This window comes from Paenibacillus sp. WLX1005 (assembly GCF_046603685.1).
Lineage (GTDB): Bacteria > Bacillota > Bacilli > Paenibacillales > Paenibacillaceae > Saccharibacillus.
In genome coordinates this window covers 3,180,902-3,201,143 of record NZ_CP176756.1, presented here as the reverse complement: position 1 = coordinate 3,201,143, position 20,242 = coordinate 3,180,902, and the positions used below count along the sequence as shown (strand labels likewise).

The 20,242-nt window shown below is 37.6% G+C and carries 21 protein-coding genes and 2 pseudogenes; 22 read left to right on the top strand and 1 reads right to left on the bottom strand.

Annotated features, from left to right (window positions below):
• Window positions 1–75: 75 nt before the first annotated feature.
• The 21 genes and pseudogenes from ACE3MZ_RS13655 (at window position 76) to ACE3MZ_RS13555 (ending at window position 18,440) form a co-directional block, all read left to right on the top strand.
• A complete protein-coding gene (locus ACE3MZ_RS13655; RefSeq protein ID WP_411342706.1) occupies window positions 76–654 on the top strand; it encodes a hypothetical protein in 579 nt (192 codons plus the stop codon).
• A gap of 307 nt (window positions 655–961) precedes the next feature.
• The gene (locus ACE3MZ_RS13650; protein ID WP_411342705.1) at window positions 962–1,273 is read left to right on the top strand and encodes a hypothetical protein; all 312 of its coding nucleotides are present in this window, start codon (window positions 962–964) and stop codon (window positions 1,271–1,273) included.
• Window positions 1,274–2,320, top strand: coding sequence for an RHS repeat-associated core domain-containing protein (locus ACE3MZ_RS13645; RefSeq protein ID WP_411342704.1), 1,047 nt, complete (start codon window positions 1,274–1,276; stop codon window positions 2,318–2,320). It abuts the gene before it with no gap.
• Window positions 2,321–2,334: 14 nt separating this feature from the next.
• Window positions 2,335–2,892 carry a hypothetical protein gene (locus tag ACE3MZ_RS13640; protein WP_411342703.1) on the top strand — a complete coding sequence of 186 codons (558 nt, stop codon included), beginning with the start codon at window positions 2,335–2,337 and terminating at the stop codon, window positions 2,890–2,892.
• Between the two features lie 482 nt (window positions 2,893–3,374).
• Complete coding sequence (locus tag ACE3MZ_RS13635; RefSeq protein WP_411342702.1) at window positions 3,375–3,653, top strand: hypothetical protein; 279 nt, start codon at window positions 3,375–3,377, stop codon at window positions 3,651–3,653.
• A 252-nt stretch (window positions 3,654–3,905) separates the two neighbouring features.
• Window positions 3,906–5,261, top strand: a complete 1,356-nt coding sequence (locus ACE3MZ_RS13630; protein WP_411342701.1) for an RHS repeat-associated core domain-containing protein — start codon at window positions 3,906–3,908, stop codon at window positions 5,259–5,261.
• Entirely contained in the window at window positions 5,258–5,998 is a 741-nt protein-coding gene (locus tag ACE3MZ_RS13625) for a hypothetical protein (RefSeq protein ID WP_411342700.1), read from the top strand. The genes ACE3MZ_RS13630 and ACE3MZ_RS13625 overlap by 4 nt, the downstream gene beginning before the upstream one ends.
• Before the next feature lie 87 nt (window positions 5,999–6,085).
• Window positions 6,086–6,664, top strand: a complete 579-nt coding sequence (locus ACE3MZ_RS13620) for a hypothetical protein (RefSeq protein WP_411342699.1) — start codon at window positions 6,086–6,088, stop codon at window positions 6,662–6,664.
• Between the two features lie 315 nt (window positions 6,665–6,979).
• Entirely contained in the window at window positions 6,980–7,795 is an 816-nt protein-coding gene (locus ACE3MZ_RS13615; protein WP_411342698.1) for a hypothetical protein, read from the top strand.
• A 397-nt stretch (window positions 7,796–8,192) separates the two neighbouring features.
• On the top strand, window positions 8,193–8,744 hold the full coding sequence (locus ACE3MZ_RS13610; protein WP_411342697.1) for a hypothetical protein: 552 nt from the start codon (window positions 8,193–8,195) through the stop codon (window positions 8,742–8,744).
• 136 nt (window positions 8,745–8,880) lie between these two features.
• Window positions 8,881–9,342: a hypothetical protein gene (locus tag ACE3MZ_RS13605; protein WP_411342696.1), complete on the top strand. Its 462-nt coding sequence runs from the start codon at window positions 8,881–8,883 to the stop codon at window positions 9,340–9,342.
• A 694-nt stretch (window positions 9,343–10,036) separates the two neighbouring features.
• Complete coding sequence (locus tag ACE3MZ_RS13600) at window positions 10,037–10,951, top strand: RHS repeat-associated core domain-containing protein (protein ID WP_411342695.1); 915 nt, start codon at window positions 10,037–10,039, stop codon at window positions 10,949–10,951.
• Between the two features lie 20 nt (window positions 10,952–10,971).
• Window positions 10,972–11,322 (top strand): hypothetical protein, encoded by a 351-nt coding sequence (locus ACE3MZ_RS13595; protein WP_411342694.1) that lies wholly within the window; start codon window positions 10,972–10,974, stop codon window positions 11,320–11,322.
• 337 nt (window positions 11,323–11,659) lie between these two features.
• Window positions 11,660–12,343, top strand: a pseudogene (locus ACE3MZ_RS13590) (thioredoxin domain-containing protein).
• 205 nt (window positions 12,344–12,548) lie between these two features.
• Window positions 12,549–12,737, top strand: coding sequence for a restriction endonuclease fold toxin (locus ACE3MZ_RS13585; RefSeq protein ID WP_411342693.1), 189 nt, complete (start codon window positions 12,549–12,551; stop codon window positions 12,735–12,737).
• A 64-nt stretch (window positions 12,738–12,801) separates the two neighbouring features.
• The gene (locus ACE3MZ_RS13580) at window positions 12,802–13,197 is read left to right on the top strand and encodes an Imm7 family immunity protein (RefSeq protein ID WP_411342692.1); all 396 of its coding nucleotides are present in this window, start codon (window positions 12,802–12,804) and stop codon (window positions 13,195–13,197) included.
• 440 nt (window positions 13,198–13,637) lie between these two features.
• A complete protein-coding gene (locus tag ACE3MZ_RS13575; RefSeq protein ID WP_411342691.1) occupies window positions 13,638–13,991 on the top strand; it encodes a hypothetical protein in 354 nt (117 codons plus the stop codon).
• Window positions 13,992–14,768: 777 nt separating this feature from the next.
• A complete protein-coding gene (locus ACE3MZ_RS13570; protein WP_411342690.1) occupies window positions 14,769–14,993 on the top strand; it encodes a hypothetical protein in 225 nt (74 codons plus the stop codon).
• A gap of 177 nt (window positions 14,994–15,170) precedes the next feature.
• Window positions 15,171–15,719, top strand: coding sequence for a hypothetical protein (locus ACE3MZ_RS13565; RefSeq protein WP_411342689.1), 549 nt, complete (start codon window positions 15,171–15,173; stop codon window positions 15,717–15,719).
• A gap of 29 nt (window positions 15,720–15,748) precedes the next feature.
• Window positions 15,749–16,051, top strand: coding sequence for a hypothetical protein (locus ACE3MZ_RS13560; protein WP_411342688.1), 303 nt, complete (start codon window positions 15,749–15,751; stop codon window positions 16,049–16,051).
• Between the two features lie 283 nt (window positions 16,052–16,334).
• A pseudogene (locus tag ACE3MZ_RS13555) lies at window positions 16,335–18,440 on the top strand (thioredoxin domain-containing protein).
• A 251-nt stretch (window positions 18,441–18,691) separates the two neighbouring features.
• Here the strand turns inward: ACE3MZ_RS13555 and ACE3MZ_RS13550 are convergent.
• Window positions 18,692–18,946 carry a hypothetical protein gene (locus ACE3MZ_RS13550; RefSeq protein ID WP_411342687.1) on the bottom strand — a complete coding sequence of 85 codons (255 nt, stop codon included), beginning with the start codon at window positions 18,944–18,946 and terminating at the stop codon, window positions 18,692–18,694.
• A gap of 63 nt (window positions 18,947–19,009) precedes the next feature.
• Here ACE3MZ_RS13550 and ACE3MZ_RS13545 point away from each other — a divergent pair, with 63 nt between their 5' ends.
• Window positions 19,010–20,017, top strand: a complete 1,008-nt coding sequence (locus tag ACE3MZ_RS13545) for a hypothetical protein (protein WP_411342686.1) — start codon at window positions 19,010–19,012, stop codon at window positions 20,015–20,017.
• Window positions 20,018–20,242 lie beyond the last annotated feature (225 nt).

The following is a 20,242-nucleotide window of genomic DNA, read 5'->3' as shown; positions in this document are numbered from 1 at the left end:
ATACAAACGGTATACTGAATTTAGAAATCAACAAAAGAAAACAGAGATTTGAGTTTAAAATAACAGGAGGAAAAAATGACTTTTAAATATCCGATTATGACGCCACCATTTGAATTTATAGACTTTAAAGAAATGAATAAAAAACAGGCTCAACAATGTTTTGAATGGTTTGTAAGCGAAATCCCATCAAGAATCGAAATTTTAAAAAATGCAATACAAGAGTCAGGTGTTCAAAGAATAGAACAATTTGACTTGACCCCTCAATCCCTAGTACCACTATGGGATTGGCTAAAACTGCGTATCCATACTGTACCTTACTCTCCTGATGAAAAAAAACAATTACAGGATGGATTACCTCCATGGATAGCTGAGGATATCAGAGACTGGAAGCTGGATATTTCTACGATTGCATTGGCATTAGATGTATCTATTTATTTTGCCCAAGTGTTCATAACAAAATATCCTTCACTAGAGTGGGATTTTTTGAAAAAACCTAAATCTCATGTTTATTTTAATCAAACTGTAGTAATAGGTTTTAAAAAAGGACCACTTCACTCGCCTACAATCGTTACTAATTTGTGCACTTCATATGTAGATAGAGAATCAGAAAAAACGTTGTTATCTTTATTTGAATTTTGGGAGAAATTTATTTAGCTGACATATTGAGTAGTCTACCTTGATCAAGCTTCGATGCTTGATCAAGGTTTTTTAATGAAACATAAAGCTTCTATAGCACCCAAAACAAATTTCTGAAGAATTGCTATGATGCTATCCGCCTAAAGCTATTAATACGAGAATGATGTAGTATACGAAGTCAAACACCAATGAACTATAACCAACGCGGATTAACTGAACAACTCATCGACCGCAATGGAACAACAGCGAAATACACGTACGATGAGCGCGGACAACAAGCTACCAGTATGAGAACAACGGCAATATCACAGCAGTCACTGAGCAAGTGCAGAATGCGGTAGCACAAACCTCTACGTATAGCTATGACAAGCTGAACCGATTGAGTAGCGTAAAACGTGCCGATGGCAGCGAAACGCAATACGGGTATGATTTGCGCGGCAACCGTCTGACACAAAATGATACCCGTGATCTGGCAGATGAGACAGCGGTCAATTACCGATACAATCTGCAAAACACGCTCATTTCCGCCACGACCGACAAAGCCAAAACCCTGTTCGACTACCTGCCCGATGGCTTACGTTTTAAGAAAACAATGGGTAGTAAAGTGACGCAGTACAGTTACAATGATGCTCGTTAGGTGATTGGAGACAAAGCCAGTAATGGAACGGTATCCAGTTATGTACGCGGGGATCGGGTACTGGTGAAGAAAGATCTGACGAACCAGAAGGACTATTATTATCTGTATAACGGTCATAGAGATGTCGTACAGATGATCGCCACGGATGGAAGTGTCGTCAACAGCTACCAGTACGATGAGTGGGGAAGTCTCACACAGCAGAAAGAAACGGTAGGGAATGAGTTTAAGTATGCTGGTGAAACGTATGATGCAGAGACGGGATTGTATTACCTGAAGGCACGATATTACGATCCAGCTCAGGGACGGTTTTTGAATGAGGATACCAATGAAGGGGAAATTGATAATCCACTCACATTAAATGTTTATTCATACGTAAATAGTAATCCGCTAATTTTTAGCGATCCTACAGGTCATGCTCCAAAGTTTGGAGATACTGCATATGGAACCTATGCTCATAATGCATTAGGTATTTATTTTTTAACTGTTAATATGAGCTTTTATTCTAAAAAAGCACAAGCTGAGAAAGCAGTGCGTTTGACTAATGGCAACATTGGTTTTGCAGATTATGTATTACAAGTTTCAGAGAATAAATATGAAGTTTATGAACTCAAACCTATTACTTGGTCTGAAGCAAATAATCCGCAAAAACACCAAGATGGCAGACAACAATTACAAAAGTATATTGATAGAATTAACAAAAATGGTTTAGATGGCAAGCCAGCAATAGCAGTAGCAGGAACAAGTTGGAATCCTGAAGGGTTAGCTGTCATTGATCCATGGGACCCTACTAAGGAAATAGCCTTTTACACTGTTGAGGGAGATCCTGGAATGATATATTATGGGGATAGAAAACGTACAAACTCTACACCTGATTTGCCATTAACAGTTCCAGATTATAATGAGTTAAGGGATAAAATAAAAAAAAGTTTTAAAAACTATCATCCAGATGGTGTACCTTTACCAAATGGGCTACCTCCAATAGGAGGTAATAAATATAATGGAGGCTTTACGCCTTGGGTTATTCCGGTTATTCCGGTCATTCCTTAATTTGGAGGTTTCCGATGAATCTTACTAATTTCATCAAATCAAAACTACTAAATAAATTTTCTGAATGGGGATTTGAATATGAAAAAGATGGACCCTTATGGTTGTTTATAAGAGAGACAAAGGGTATTAAGGAGACTATTCAAATTGATAAAGGTAAGTGGGAACAAAAGGGTTTGAGGCTAACTTATTATAAGGAAAGACAGTCAGTAAGCAGTACTATGCTAACAGCCTGCTCTTTTACCGAAGAGTATTATTATTACTCCGATGAAGAATCATTATGTAACTTGTTAGACAAATTTATCAGAATCACTGAAAATTATGCTCTTGACTGGTTTGAGAGCATAAAGCCTATATCCCAATTCCCACAAGAAAATTATTATCAAGAGTCATGGAAAAGTAAGACTGAAAATTTTATGAACGAGAATAGGTTGATATTCTCAGAAAATAGTATAAAAAAGTTAGATGAAATTTTGGGTAATAATCACAATAAAGACTTTTTTTTCTATGCGAGTCGTTTTATTGGTGATTATATCGTATCAGAATTTTTCAGCAGAATGGGGATTAGATCCTAACGAAGGACCTTATGTTGATAATATTGGAGGATCACCTATGTTCAAAAGGTATCCACATCATATGGTTAAAAGTTCTATAAATAGTGATGCAATTTCTCTATTTGAACAGATTGAGATTATAAAAAATCTGATTTGAAAAGTAAATAGAAAATGTTTTTCGGAATGAAAATGTCCATTATAAGCTTAAATCTAGCTATACATGGACATTTTTATTTTTCAGAAGCAATTCGATATTTACTGAAAAGTAAATTACTTAGTTTAAAATGAATACATAGCTCTATCTAATATTAAAAGCACTGATAAAGTGTAGTTGTATTTTGTATGAAAAATAGTTCCATATATCCTCCTTCGCCACTTGATATTAAAATTGGATCAAAAAAGAGGAAGTGAAGTTATTTGAAGATATTATTATTTATTCTTCTATTTATAACAGCGGGGTGTTCTATGAATAATCAAAAAATAATTATTCTGATTCTAATTCTTTGATTTTTAAAGAAGATTCATTATACATTGTTGATTTATTGAAACTTTGTATTGAGAAAAAAGGTTTTAACGAGAGTATAAGAACAGAAATAAATAAATTTTATGAGACAAATTACGAAGATGAAGATCCTCAAATTTCTGAAGAGATTGCAAGTGTATATATGGCTTTTTTAGGGAAAACTGATTTTAAAAATTTGGATAGCGATGCCAGTAAAAAACATTTAAAATTATTGCTTTCTGAGTTAGAGCATATTGAAGAAAAAATCAATGCTTTATGAAAAGAGTGAGATACGAGCTTTAAAATAAACTATCGACAAAATATTTTTTACCCAGTAGATAAAAGGAATTTGTTTAAAAATTAGTTTGATTCATTTCAAGTTTTTGTAATTTATTGAATGTAAATTATAGGAAGGACTCTTAATCAGGTTTAAATACATGATTAAGGGTTCTCTTTTTTAGTAATTATCAGATTAAATTTACTACTATCGATTTATAAGTTTAGACTATCAACAAATAGCAAGAGCGAAACGTTGCACACTAAAACCTATAACGGACAAGGACTGCTCACCGACAAAGCCGATGCCGCCGGCAGCAAAACGCGAATAAACTATAATCAACGCGGATTAACCGAGCAGCTCATCGACCGCAATAGAACAACGGTGAAATACACATACCATGAACGCGGGCAACAAACAAGTGCCTACCTCAAAGCCTACAGCAGCAATTCGCTGATGAGCGGTACACTGGAAACGAAAAGCATCTACGGTGCTGATGGCAACCTGCTGACAGATCGCCATGAGTTGTACATCAACGATGCCAAAGTCGCGACGCAGACGAGCACGATTGACAAACTGGATCGGATCACCAGCCTGACTTCGGCTGCGACAGGTTACAGCGCTCGTTTGGATGTCGGATACGATCCACTGGATCGCATCGCGAATCAAAAGAACACACTGAATGGCACTAGCTTCTTTACCAACTATGGGTACGATAAGTCTCGCCTGACACAAGTACAGACCAATGATGCACAAAGCCGAAATACGGCGAATACGGCCAATGTGCGTTATGCGTACACGCCACTCGGTCAGGTACAACAAATCATCTTCCCGACACTGTCGGATGGCAGCAAGCTACAAGAAAGCATGAGCTATGATGCATTAAACCGCCTGAGCAGTCTGACCAACACCAAAGGCGATACCGTGTTGTCTGTTTACAGCTACCAGTATGACAATAACGGCAATATCACAGCAGTTACTGATCAAGTGCAGAATGCGGAAGCACAAACCTCTACGTATAGCTATGACAAGCTAAACCGATTGAGTATCGCAAAACGTGTGGATGGCAGCGAAACGCAATATGGGTATGATCTGCGCGGCAACCGTCTCACGCAAAGTGATACCCGTGATCTGGCAGATGAGACAGCGGTCAATTACCGATACAATCTGCAAAACACGCTCATTTCCGCCACGACGGACAAAGCCAAAACCCTGTTCGACTACCTGCCCGATGGCTTACGCTTTAAGAAAACAACGGGTAGCAAAGTAATGCAGTACAGTTACAATGGTGCCGATCAGGTCATTGGAGACAAAGCCAGCAACGGAACGGTATCCAATTATGTACGTGGTGATCGAGTACTGGTGAAGAAAGATCTGACGAACCAGAAGGACTACTATTATCTGTATAACGGTCATAGAGATGTCGTACAGATGATCGGTACGGATGGAAGTGTCGTCAACAGCTACCAGTACGATGAGTGGGGAAGTCTCACACAGCAGAAAGAAACGGTAGGCAATGAGTTTAAGTATGCTGGTGAAACGTATGATGCGGAGACGGGATTGTATTACCTGAAGGCGAGATATTACGATCCAGCTCAAGGACGATTTTGAATGAGGATACGTATGAAGGAGAAATAAATAATCCACTAAGTTTAAATGTATATACGTATGTGCATAATAATACACTAATTCATGCTGATCCTACTGGTAATTGGTGTGCTTCCTCTGATGGTAAAAATGCTCATCCTGGCGATTGTTCTACCAAAGCAGGCAATTTTGAATCAGACTATTTACATGATGGAGATCAAATTGTTAGTAACGGTAACGAAATAGGTGTTTTTTATGATAATGATGGTGCTCATCCAGATCATAGCTGGACAGGTGTTTTATTTGATATGGCAATTACAGGAGGGGCAGGAGTAGGGAAAGCAGTAATATCAAAAGCAATATCGAAATTATATGGAGCAGCTGTTGCTGAAGAAACTGCTGTTGCCGTAGCGAATGGACAAGTTTTTTATGGTGGTTTAGCAGGAGAAGCCTTTGTAGCAAGTCTAGCAAAAGCTACTGGTGAAAATCAATTGCAGCAACATTTTAAAACAAGCATGGGAACTCGTATTATAGATGTTCTTGTTAAGGGTTCGGCCTATGAATCAAAAGTTGGTTATGTGAAATACTCGCAGGTGGCTAAAACACAAATTTTGAAAGATGCGGAACTCGTAGCTAATGATAGTGTCAAAAATTATACATGGCATTTTCTAAGAAGTGGAGTAACTGGTAAGGTTGGGGCGGATCCAAGATTGCTTCAATTGCTAACTCAAAATGGAATCAAATATGTTATTCATGAATGATTTGAAAGAATAATACATCCAGTATACTCTATGTAAACACCAATAAAAAAATTAGAGATTTGATTTGAGAATAACAGGAGGAAAAAAATGACTTTTCAATATCCAATTATGACTCCGCCATTCGAAGTTGTACATTTTGAAAAAATGAACAAAAAACAAGCTCAGCAACATTTTGAATGGTTTGTAAGCGAAATCCCATCCAGATTAGAAATTTTGGAAAATGTAATGAAAGAGTCAGGGGTTGAAAAAATAGAACAATTTGATATGACCCCTCAATCTCTAGTACCACTCTGGAACTGGCTGAAAATGCGCATTAACACAGTGCCTTATTCGCCTGATGAAACAAAACAATTACAGGACACATTACCTCCTTGGATCTTTGAAGATATTCAAAATTGGAAATTGGATACTCCTACTATTGCATTAGCAGTAGATGTATCTATCTATTTTGGCGAAGTATTTATAAAAAAATATCCTTCTTTAAAGTGGGGATTTATGACAAAACCCAAGTCTTATGTTTATATAAACAGACCTACAATAATAGAATTTAAAAGTGGACCACTCCATCCGCCTACCATTGTTACTAATATATGTAGTTCATATGCAGATGGAGATTCTAAAAAAAATTTATTGTCTTCATTTGAAGTTTGGGAGAAGTTTATTTGATGTAAAACTCAATCATCTACCTTGATCAAGTATGGAAACTTGATCAAGGTTTTTTAATAGAACATAAAGCGTGTATGGCGCTCAAAGGGCGCTCAAAGCAAACTTCTGAAGAGTTGTTATGACACTAAATATAATACCGTCTTATGCATCCGCCTGAAGCTATCGATACAAGAATGATGTAGTACACGAAGTACAACGCCAATGAACTATAGCCAACGCGGATTCACCGAAAGTGGTAATGTGAAAATCTCAAAAAATTTATTGAACCAAGCTAAAAGTATGAATGTTAATATTATTCAAATTGGGGTGAAGTAGATGAATCAAAATTCTGTCGTTAGTTTTTATTTAATGACGCTAGAAGATTTGCAAAATGAAGAAATAGCAAAGAAATGCATCAAATTGATGAATAAGAATTCAGAAATTTCTCCAGATAAATTTGACAGAAGTGAACCATTAAGAAAAAAAATTAACTGGGACCAAATTGATTTAATGATAAATACTTGGATGAATGAAGAAGTAAACGCATTACCACATAATAGAAATGTGGCGGCTTCAGGAGAATTTTTAGCCAAAAGAAATAAACAATGTAAAGCCGAATTTCAATTTTCATGGACTAAGAATCAATATACACATTTCAATTTTATGAATATTGATGTAAATGCTATACGATTAAATAAAAAAGATGGATTTCCCGGTTTTTTGAACTTGTGTTTAGAGTATATTCAACTGCTCAAACCTGTATATGGATGTATAAAAATAATGCATGAATTTAAATCAGATCCTATTAATTTAGAAGTTCGCTATCCACATCTGGAGTGGTTGAATATTTTCGGAGAACCATACGTGAAACTTTTTGGTCATAAGAAATTATTGAATACACCTGCTTACAAAATTCATGACATTTCAGATTCTATAGTAGGAGTTCAATTGACAGAATCTATTTATCAAGATATTCCAAAAGAAATCAGAGAATCAGTAAAAGAATATTTAGGAAAACAAGCTTTTATGGAGGATGGTGAGAGTTTACGACGTCATAAACCAGACTTAGTACCGAATTTTGATTATAGTATGGTTCTTATAAATCCAGAAAGACCTGTAGAAGATCGTAAGGCTTTTAATCGCTATAAATAAACATGTAAAATATAATTATGTGCTTTTCGATTAAATTAGTTAATAAATTGTATGAAAGATGAAAAGGGATACTAAAAAGTATCTCTTTTCATCTTTCAGTTGTGTTAGAGCGCAATTGAAAATTATATATATTTGGTGTGGGAAATAAAAGATAATGGGCTGGAGATATTTATATTTTGCTCAAGTGCTCATAACAAAATACCCTTTACTAGAGTGGGATTTCTTGAAGAAACCTAAGTCTCATGTTTATTTCAATCAACCTGTAACCAACGCGAATGAACCGAACAACTCATCGACCGCAATGGAACAACAGCGAAATACACATACGATGAGCACGGGCAATAAACGAGTGCCTACCTCAAAGCGTACAGCAGCAACTCGCTGATGGAGCGGTACATTGGAAACGAAAAGCATCTATAGCGCCCACGGCAATCCACTGACGGATCGTTATGAGCTGTATATCAACGATGCCAAAGTCGCGACGCAGACCAGCACGATCGATAAACTGGATCGCATCGCGAATCAAAAGAATATACTGAATGGTACCAGCTTTTTTACCAACTATGGTTACGATAAATCTTGCCTGATGCAAGTACAGACTAACGGTGTACAAAGCCAGAACACAGCGAATACGGCCAATGTACGATATGCGTACACGTTACTCGGTCAGGTACAACAAATCACCTTCCCGACTTTGTCGGATGGCAGCAAGTTACAAGAAAGCATGAGCTATGGTACACTGAACCGTCTGAGTAGTCTGACCAACACGAAGAGCGACACCGTGTTGTCCGTCTACGGCTACCAGTATGACAATAAATGTAATATCATAGCAGTCACCGAGCAAGTACAGAATGCGGCAGCACAAACCTCTACGTATATCTATGGTAAGCTGAATAGACTAATTACATTTCCAAAAACAGACAAAAGATATTCTGCAACAAAAAAATAAAACTTATATAAGTCAAGATATTGGTAATGGAAATGGAATGGGAATGTAGGATATTATCTCAAATCGGATAGGTGATTCATTTGTATAAGTACGAAATTACAAAATACAATCCAAATTTGCGCGCGATGAAAAAAGAATGTATTTAAAGAAAGATTGGACTTCAATCAGTGATATCGGTAAGTCATTCGAAAATGAATTATTGACAACTGAGAGCTATAAGAAAAGTGAAGATAGTTATATTAAAGCTATAATTATGGCAATGGAGTATTTGCATATTCCTTTCTTGTCAGTCAATAATATTTTACGAAGTTTTTCATGCGAAAGATTTGTAGAGATGAGAGAAGATTGCGAACTCTATTCTCAAGATATAATAGAAATGTACAATCAGGTCAAAGACGGCGATAAGCTATATATAGGGCAAGTAGACTCTTTTTGCAGATTGTTACTACGTGAAGATATTGGTTCTGATATCTTTTATCCTAGAAGAATGAAGATTTTCATTGGATATGATTATCTAATGGGATTTCATACTTCAAAATCAATGGATACAATAATACCGTTTATCGAACAATTAAATCTATTTGTTGAAAAATATTAATTAATCAGAATTTTGAGTACCATCATCATTTCTGGTATAAAATGCGAGTATAACAAGATATACAACTTAAAATGAAATATCCGAGCTATACTTGTTTAATTCAGTTTGGAGATTTGTAGTGTGAGTCAGTGCATTTAGAATAAATGAAGAAGATGATTCGTTTGAACTAGGTTTTGAAATACCAATTGCAAGAGAAGAGTTTTTTATAAAGTTTTGGCAAGTTGCAATTGATGAATTGGGAATTACTAGAATCAAAAATGGTATAGATCTAAAAAACGAGCATTTATCGTCTACGCTTCATGAATTAGAACAATTAAAAAATTGGGCGGAATCTAATTTACAGAACAATGACCTGAATTATATGGTTTCCATAATCAACTTGCTTATGAGAAAGTTACCAACAGCATTTAAAACAGAGCATACTAATTTGTGAATTGGATAGTTTTATATGTAGTAGGTTGGATATTAAATTTATTGATCCGAAGAATGTATACTATAGATTTCAATTCGCAACTAAAGCAATATATACTTTTTAATTGATTGAAGGCATTTATGTAGATAGAAGATGTAATATAGCTGTATTATGATTTACAAAATGCGTTGACATCCGTATCGAATATTAGTGAAGACAGATTATTATCTGTACAATGATTATTGTGATGCCGTACAGGTCATTACTACATATGGTATTATCGTGAATAATTATCATTATGATGAGTTGGGCAATCTAACGCAGCAGAAAGACACAATAGCTAATGATTTTAAATATACTAGCGAGACGTATGATGCTAATACAAGTCTTTGTTATTTGAAGTCAAGGTACTACGATCCAAGTCTAGAATCATTCTTAAATGAGGATAGTTATGAACGACAAATGAATAGTCCGCTCAGTATGAATGGGTATTCATATGTGCATAACAATCCAATGATTTATGTGGATCCAACTGGGCACTGGATAGCGGATGATTCCAACTTAAATGCTGCCTCTCAAAAAAAAGTTAAACAAGCGACTAAAGAGTTTAATAATGCAAAAAAACGTGGTGACGTTGCTGGAATGCAAGCGGCGCACAATAAGGCTGTAAAAATACGTTTTTCAAGTGGCGATTATGAAGTTGTAAATAAAATGAACTATACTACAGGAAAGTCGACTCCATATAGCACTGGGGATGGTGGAGCTCATGTAGACAATACATGGACTGGATTTGTTTTTGACTCTGTAATAACAGGTGGAGTAGGAATTGGTAGCAAAGCTGTTACTAAAGGCGTAGCTTCTGTAGTTCAAAAAGGTGTAAACAGTTCTGAAAAATTTGCTTTAGGTCTCTCAGAACATTTGGACGGTTTTGCAGCAAATCAACAAGCTAAAACATGGAAAAACTTCCCTGACGAGAATTGGAAATCTACAGTAACAAATAAGTTGAATGATGCAAATGTAGAAATTAAATTTAATCTTACTGGTATAGATAATCCATGGTCTGCTGTTACGCGAGCCGCTAGAGGTGGTGGAGGCGCAACCGATTGGGAGTTACTTCAAATACAGTCTAGTCCACAAAGTTGGGGCAGAATTACATGGTATAATAATGGGAAAGTTGTTTCAAATCCATTTGATTAAAAAGAGGAGGATTAGTAATAGTGAAATCTTTTGGCGATAGAAAATTCAAATTATGGTATTACACCATTAGTCATGGACAACTTCTACTAAGAAGTATCAAAGATGACAACAACAATACAACTAATATTGATATTATGTTTTTAGATGTAAATTATATAGAATTACCTCGTTATCTTTCAGATGTAAAATTAGAAAAAGCTCAGGAAAAAGATATTAATTATATACAACAGAAACTAGGAGAACATATACTACCTGAAAGTATTCGAATTATTATTTCTAAAAATTGTCGTTATATTGTAGTGGCTAGTATAATGAAGGTTGTAGAGAATGAATTAGAAATGTTTGATTTACCATTTGATACTTTTTTTTGATTTGAATTTATATATTTAGCACAATTCATTCTTGTATCTAATTAACAAAATTATAAAAAAGGCTACCTAATCAAATTAGGTAGCCTTTTTGAAATAGTAGTATGAATAAATCTACTAGTATAATTAAACAATCTGAAAGTTAAGTTGATAGTGTTTTTAAATTTAATATATGAATATAAAATTTAGGTATTTAATTTTAAAAGAGCAAAACTGAGATAGGTTCGAAAGCTAATAAATATAAACTAGTAAGGTAGATATCCTCACCCGCGAAGGTCCCTTTTTATTTCTCTCCACATTGGGTTATATTATCAATAACAACCCCAAGGAGAAATCACACATGTGCGAATTCATTCAAGGCAATCCCAAACATACCAATAACTTGATCCACCAAAAATCCCCCTACCTTCTACAACACGCCCACAACCCGGTCAAGTGGATGGCATGGGGAACCGAAGCATTCACCAAGGCCAAACGAGAGGGCAAGCCGGTATTCCTGTCTGTCGGTTATTCCTAGCGGAGGAGTACATCCACTTGCCATTGATGTCACGTCATGGAGCGCGAGAGCTTCGAGGACGAAGAAGTTGCTGCGCTGCTGAATGAGTATTACATCCCGGTCAAGGTCGACCGCGAAGAACGACCGGATATCGACAATCTATACATGTCTTACTGTCAGGCTCTCACCGGACATGGTGGGTGGCCACTCACTATGTTGCTCACACCTGACCAAAAGCCGTTTTATGCAGGCACCTATTTCCCGAAACAGACGAAATATGGTCGCATTGGCATGATCGACATGCTCAGTCAGATTCACGACAAATGGGAGAATGAGAACGAGCGCATTTTGGAGACAAGCCATGCGATCGTCGCTCGGATGGCGGAGCACAAAAGCGAAGCGCAGCGCAGCTCGGCGAGTTTAGAGAGGAATTGGCTCATCGTGGATATCAAACGTTTGTCAGTTCATTCGATGAATTGTGCGGTGGATTTGGCGGAGCGCCGAAGTTCCCGACGCCGCATCAGTTGATGTTTTTGAGCGCTTATGCACATACGTACAAGGAGCCGCAGGCGTTGGATATGGTGAGGAAGACACTCGATAGTATGTATCGCGGTGGCATGCACTACCAGAGTCTAGTGCAACAAGCCAACAAGCGATTCAAAACGAAACTAGAGCCATTGAACAAGCTAATAGAGCGAAAGAAAATACAGAATCTAATCCCGATTCTGGTACTTTGATTAAAGTAAATAAAGCAGATCCAGCAGCTGATAAATTGGCTGAAAGAATTGGTGGTGAATCAAGAGTCAAGTTCTCTAACGATCCCAAAGGTAGAGAGTTTGATGCTATAAGCGATAAATTTGTTGCACAGTCTAAACCAGCTTTAAATACGCTAAATAAAACAGTAAGAGAGCAAATGAAATGAATACAGTAAAAGATATGGCGTTGATGTTTTTATTGATACCAAACCATTAAAGTAGGTGTATAAAATGGTAGAATTTCATGGATGGATCACTATACACGAGTCTGTTGATGAAGTTGATCAAGGGAATTTGGATGACATAGTTGAAGGAGTAAAACAGCATATTTCTAATTTGAATTGGAATAGTCACATGCTGAATATTTATTCAACTAATGGAGAGTACCATTTATCAACTGGAGGTTTATTAAATAGAAAGACTTCAGAGTTATTAGAAATTGTTAATATATATCATATGATTGCGAAAAAAGCTCCTGGTTCGTATGGTCTTTTTTATATGAGAGATGATGAAGATACTGAGGGGTTTGATAATGAGTTTCAAGTATATGTATTATCGCGTGGTCAGTTATCTATTAAAAAAGATAATTTTCTTTCTCCTTTTGTACCTAAAATAGAAGATGAGTAATATATTGAACAAGAAGCCTAGCTGAAAGCTAAATTCTTTGTTGAATATCAATAGTCAATTTAGTATATTCAACAAATATAGTCATATATAACAAAATGCTAATTCAGAGAAAAGTTAATGCAATATAGACTTTATAAAAAGAATTATTTCATGTCCCCAAGTATTGATTGATCTTCGCACTCATCTGCAAAGGTGTTTTTCTTTCCCTTCAAATTCGACTATATTATTAATAATAACTCCAAGAAGAAATCACATATATGCAATTTCATCGAAGGGAATCACCAGTATACCAATAACCTGATCTGCGAAAAATCTCTGTATCTCCTGCAGTCAAGTTGCGGGACATGGAGAAGGTAATTCGCACGGTGATTTGCCACATTTTTAGATTCATACAGAAGATAGTATTGTCAGAATGTTTTGCAAAATGAGAGGTGAAATGAATGATGCAAAAGTTTGATATGAGACAAATAAATAACTTTATCAATGGTAATGCACTGGCAACAGAGTTAAAAGCGACACAATCTAGTAGAAGAGCTTTTGTTGTAATAGGACCGACTATATCCATGAAGTTTTTGAATACTACTTCTATCGAACAACTTATATTTTGGATCAGAAAATATGAGATACAAAAAGTATATATTGAAAATGATTGGGATGTAAGTGACGATGAGCTACTTGGATCTATTCATATTAAAAATATAAAAGGAATAAATCAATTAGAAAAAAGGTTGAGTACTTTTTTAGATGATTTTTCAAAGTTGGATGTAGAATGGAAAACTGAGAATCCTTTATGAGAAAGGATTTCTCACTAATCTACATTTTTTTTTTTTCTCTACTTCTTGCCGAATTATATTTTTACTAAATAGATTCTAAAAAAGTTTTGTACGCCATCCATGCATTTTGCCATCAGGATATTAACTTAAATCGAACAGGTGATTCATTTTTTTATACATACCAAATCACAAAATACAATCCAAATTTACGCGATGAAAAAAGAATGTATCTAAAAGAAGATTGGACTTCAATCAGTGATATCGGTGAGCCATTCGAAGGTGAAATACTAACAACTGAGAGCTATAAGAAAAGTGAAGATAGCTATATTAAAGCCATAATTACGGTAATGGAGTATCTGCATATTCCTTTTTTGTCCGTCAATAATATTTCACGAAGTTTTCTCATGCGAAAGATTTCTAAAAATGACAGAAGATTGCGTACTCTATTCTCAAGATATAATAGAAATGTACAATAACGTTAAAGACGGTGATAAGCTTGATATAGCGCAAGTAGACTCTTTTTGCAGATTGCTACTACGTGAAGATATTGGTTCTGATCTCTTTTATCCTAGAAGAATGAAGGTTTTCATTGGTTACGATTATCTAATGGGGGTTCATGCTTCAAAATCAATAGATACAGTAATCCCATCTATCGAACAATTAGATCTATTTGTTGAAAAATATTAATCAGAATTTTGAGTACCAGCACTTCTGCTATAAAATGCGAATACAACAAGATCTATAACTTAAAATCAAATATCCGAGCTATCACTTTTCTGCTCAGTATGGAGGTTCGTGGTGTCAGTCAGTGTATTCAGAATAAATGAAGAAGATGATTCGTTTGATTTAGATTTTGAATTACCAGTTGCAAGCGAAGCATGTTTAACGAAATTTTGGCAAACTGCAATTGATGAATTAGGGATCAAACGAGTAAGAAATGGAACAGAATTAAAAAAAGAACACTTGCAGTCTATTCTTAATAAATTAGAACAATTAAGAAATTGGGCAGAATATAATCTTTAGAATAATGATCTGACTTATATGGTTTCCAGAATTGACTTACTGATCAAAGAGCTACCAGCAGCATTTAAAACAGAGCATACTACTTTGTGGATGGGATAGTTTCATATTGGAGGATAGTGGGCGGGAAAACGTAAAGCAATTCTTGAAATTTATCCTGTTAATTAAGGGAGGAGTATTTTGGAAGACATGATAAGAGCTATAGAAAATGTGTATAAAAGTGGAAGTTTATCATTTCTTTTATCATCTTATGTGGACAGAGACTATTATTTACAGAGCTATAAGGAATGTTTCAAAGATAATCATATAGAGAATGTGACAGATTTTAATTACTCAAAGTGTTTTAATATTTGTATCAATATATCTGATATAGATTCTCATGTAGGTAGTCAAGAGTTTGAACAATTTCTCGCGAGAAACGCTAATCTTTACAGAGTCGATGTAATGATGTCAGTGATTGCGCCGTATGCGTTGGTTAAGTATTTAAAGTATAAAATACAAGCTAACCAGATTACTCTGCAAAGTAGAAGTACTGCATTTCTTGCAGATCAAAATATCTACGATGAAAAGATTAGAAACATTCTACATAGCCAAAGATATACTGTATTAGATGATACCCAGCTGATCCAAGCTGTTCCTGCAGTCGTTTTGGAATTGCAGAAAGATACACCAAGTGTATATAACTGCTTATTTGAAGATTCATCATCTTATTATCCTTATCATAATTAGTGGTAAATTAGATTTTGGAGAGTGTGCATATGTTTAAAATTATTTTAGAATCTGCAAATAATGAACGATTAGAAAGTGTTGGGAAAGAAGGCAATGCTGAATATTTACCACAAGATGAAAATGAATTTGAAATGTTAGGAGATATATCGATTTTTAGCTGTGATATTTTTGCTAGTAAAGATATGGAGAAATTAATAATTGAGCTTAAAAGATTAAAAGAACGATTAATTGATATTGAACATGCGAATCATATTGATGAAATCATAGATCTTGCTAAAAAGTGTAAGTCCATAAAACATAGCAAATTAATATTCGCTCCTTTTGAAGAATGAACTTTTTATTTTATAGTAAATCGATGCTTAATATGTAATCAAAGGTAATCGTTTGTTTTCTCATGAGTAATATAGAGAAGAAAGCGCGAAATAAGTTTTTTTGATAAAGAAATAATAGGTTATCTACAACATTATATTATTTAAAAAATGAAAAGATAGAAGACTTATATGATAAGTGACCAGTATTGCAAAAAAAGGATCCTTGCACTCAGCCGCAAGGTCCTTTTTCTTTCCTACCATATTCGGTTATATTACCAATAACAACCCCAAGGAGGAATCACACATGCGTGACTTTATTCAAGGCAATCCCAAACATACCAATAACCTGATCCACCAAAAATCCCCCTATCTCCTACAGCACGCCCACAACCCGGTCAACTGGATGGCATGGGGAACCGAAGCATTCACCAAAGCCAAACGGGAGGGCAAGCCAGTATTCCTGTCTGTCGGTTATTCCTAGTGGAGGATTACATCCACTTGCCATTGGTGTCACGTCATGGAGCGCGAGAGCTTTGAAGATGAAGAAGTTGCTGCGTTACTGAACGAACATTATATCCCAGTCAAGGTAGACCGTGAGGAACGACCAGACATCGACAATCTGTACATGGCTTACTGTCAGGCACTTACCGGACAGGGCGGATGGCCGCTCACTGTGTTGCTCACACCTGACCAAAAGCCGTTTTATGCAGGAACGTATTTTCCGAAACAGACGAAATATGGTCGCATCGGCATGATCGATATGCTCACTCAGATTCACGACAAATGGGAGAATGAGAACGAGCGCATTCTGGAAACAGGTAACGCCATCGTCGCACGAATGGCAGAGCACAAAAGCGAAGCGCAGCCTGGCGAGTTTAGTGAAGAATTGATTCACCGTGGGTACCAGACGTTTGTCAGTTCGTTTGACGAGGTATATGGTGGGTTTGGCGGAGCGCCGAAATTCCCGACACCGCATCATTTGATGTTTCTGAGTGCCTATGCACACACGTACAAGGAGCCGCAGGCGTTGGATATGGTGAGGAGGACGCTGGATAGTATGTATCGCGGCGGCATTTACGACCATATCGGCTTCGGCTTTGCCCGCTATTCCACTGATGAGAAGTGGCTGGTGCCACATTTTGAGAAAATGCTGTATGATAATGCGCTGTTATCCATCTCTTATCTGGATGCCTATCGGCTGACAGGGGAAGAGGAGTATGCGCGTATTGCGGAATCGGTCTTTACGTATGTACTGCGGGATATGACGTCGCCGGAAGGGGCATTTTATTCGGCGGAGGATGCGGATTCGGAGGGCGAGGAAGGCAAGTTTTATGTATTCCATCGGGATGAGATTGAGGAAGTGCTCGGTTTGGAACATATGCACACGTATTGCAATGTGTACGATATTACGCCAGAGGGCAATTTTGAAGGTGCCAGTATTCCGAATCTGATCTCTTCCTCTACCGCAGAGATTGCGGAGCAGCGTGATCTGAATGAATTGGCGTTGCGTACCGATCTGGAAGAAGCGCGGCAAAAGCTATTTGCTTACCGCGAGCAACGTATCCATCCGTTTAAAGATGACAAAGTACTCGTTTCATGGAACGGTATGATGATTGCGGCACTATCTCGTGCTAGCAAAACACTGCAAAAGCCCGAATATGCGAATGCTGCTCGGCGTGCTGTCGACTTTATCTGGAACAACATGTTCCGCAAGGATGGACGTTTGATGTCCCGATACCGAGATGAACATGTTGCTTACCAAGCGTATTTGGACGATTATGTGTATCTGATCTGGGGCTTGCAGGAATTGTATGAAGCGACCGGAGAAGCGATCCATTTGCAGCGCGCAATGACACTCAAGGAGCAATTGCTGGCGTTGTTCTGGGACGAGGAGCAGCAAGGCTTTTACTTTTCAGGCAGTGAAGGTGAGAAATTGCTCAGTCGGACAAAAGAAATTTACGATGGCGCGATTCCGTCTGGCAATGCGGTAGCTGCCTGGACATTGGCACGACTGTCTGCGGTAACTGGCGATGAGCAATTGCGTGGATATGCGGAGCAGATTTTGGATGCTTTTGCAGGTACGGTAGAGCAGTATCCGGCTGGATATTCGATGTTATTGTTAGCTGGTATGCAGCTGCTGCATGGCACAGAGGAGATTGTACTGGCTGGTAAAATCGAAGATATCGATTACCAGCATATGATTGCGGAAGTGCAAAAGACGTATCGTCCGTTTGCTTCATTGTTGTTTAACAGTAGCGGCGAAGCAGGCGAATCTTTGCGGGAGTTGCTGCCGCATATTCAGGATATGGGAATGAAGGATGGGGCGACTGCGTATATTTGCGAAGGCTTTGTCTGCCGCGCGCCACTGACTACATTGGAAGCACTGCGTGAGCAGTTGGTCGCGAAGTAGCAATAGTTGGAATTGGTTGTCAGCATTATTGATGGATGGATATCATGGATTGTTTGATGTAGAGGTAATAACGAAATCAGATCATACAAGGACATCTTCGGATTGGAGATGTCCTTTGTTTTATGCATATCCGTTAATGGTAGCAATATGTTGCTTGATACCACGTAGTCCTAGCGTACCCAATAGTGGATGTGTAGCGATTAACAAACTGATTTCACCATGTTAAAATATAGTTGAAACGGGCGAAGATTTTACATACAATTTAGCAGCACGACAAGCACGACAAGCACGACAAGCACGACAAGCACGACAAGCACGACAAGCACGACAAGCACGACAAGCACGACAAGCACGACAAGCACGACAAGCACGACAAGCACGACAAGCACGACAAGCACGACAAGCACCTTACCTGCTTCTGGTATCAACACTACAGCATCGCTGTTCAATCTCCGAATCTTTTTGCCGAATACATAACTATCTACCAACAACTCACAGAAGGACACATCAACAACACACCGCCTGCTTATAATAAAATAAATGATTACACAGCATAGGAGCAGCCATTTATGAAAACAAGTCGTCAACCGCTTGACAGTAATTACGAATCGAATCCCACAACACCAACAACAAGTTCCACAATGAATTGCACAGCAAACTCCAAAACAAATCGTGCAGCAAATTCTACAGCCAACTACACCATCAGTTCCGAACCTCATTCCACAACTAGACGCTTCCATTCATATCGCCACATGCTTCATCTACCAATGCGCTATTGCGTAATGGCGCTGATCACATTATCGATCCTGCTTGGAGCGTCAGTTCCAGCATCTGCTTCATCCACTACGAAACCGGATTCGCAAGCGACAGATCAAGTTGACAAAACCGTTGGCAAAAATATTATGTTTCCAGTTCATCAGGGCAAACTGTATCCATCTCGTTATTACGGTACAGCGAGTGTACAGATGACGAATATTTGGGATCTGTTTGCTGAGATTGCGGGTTCGGACGTCAACAAGATTGTTCAGTTCAGAGTGTACAACAATCTCAACGAGCCGTTCTCCGCATATGTGCAGCCGACGGATGATCCGAACAAATGGATTCTGGGCATTAATCTAATCGGGTTGAGCGACGCAGACTGGATGAAGGATACAATGGTGCACGAATATGGGCATATTCTTACGTTATCTGCCTATAAACCACTACAAAGCTCCACCTCGCCCTGCAAAACGGTGAAGATGGATCTGTACTCCTGCGCCAGTCCAACCTCAGATTACTATAAATATTACAAACAGTTCTGGCAGAAATACGGCAAAGACGCACCGGCAAATGAAGGCTCCAACGAGCAGGAAGTGGCTAATTTCTACCGCAACAAAGGTGGCGTCAAAACGTTCGTCACATCCTACGCAGCGACCAATGTAGCCGAGGATATGGCAGAGACGTGGATGACCTTTGTAATCAATCCGTTGCCAACCGGTACACCGCAGACTACCGTGGACAAGAAACTGCAATTTTTTGCGGATAATCCGAAGCTGACTGCTCGTCGGTTGGAGATACGACAAGTACTGGAGTTGTGATTTTATAATATTGTTGCCTGACATATGTAACTGTGTATGACTCATTCCATAACAAGATACCTCTCTCAAGCATTACCTTGTCTCAAAACCGGACGTTTCGCGATGTATGTATGCCCTGATCCAGAGCTGCATCATCGCTGACATTCCGGTTTTTTGCTGTTATTCCCTTTCTTTTACCAATAAAAGCACTATTATTTCCAAACATCCCTAAAATTCTATTACATA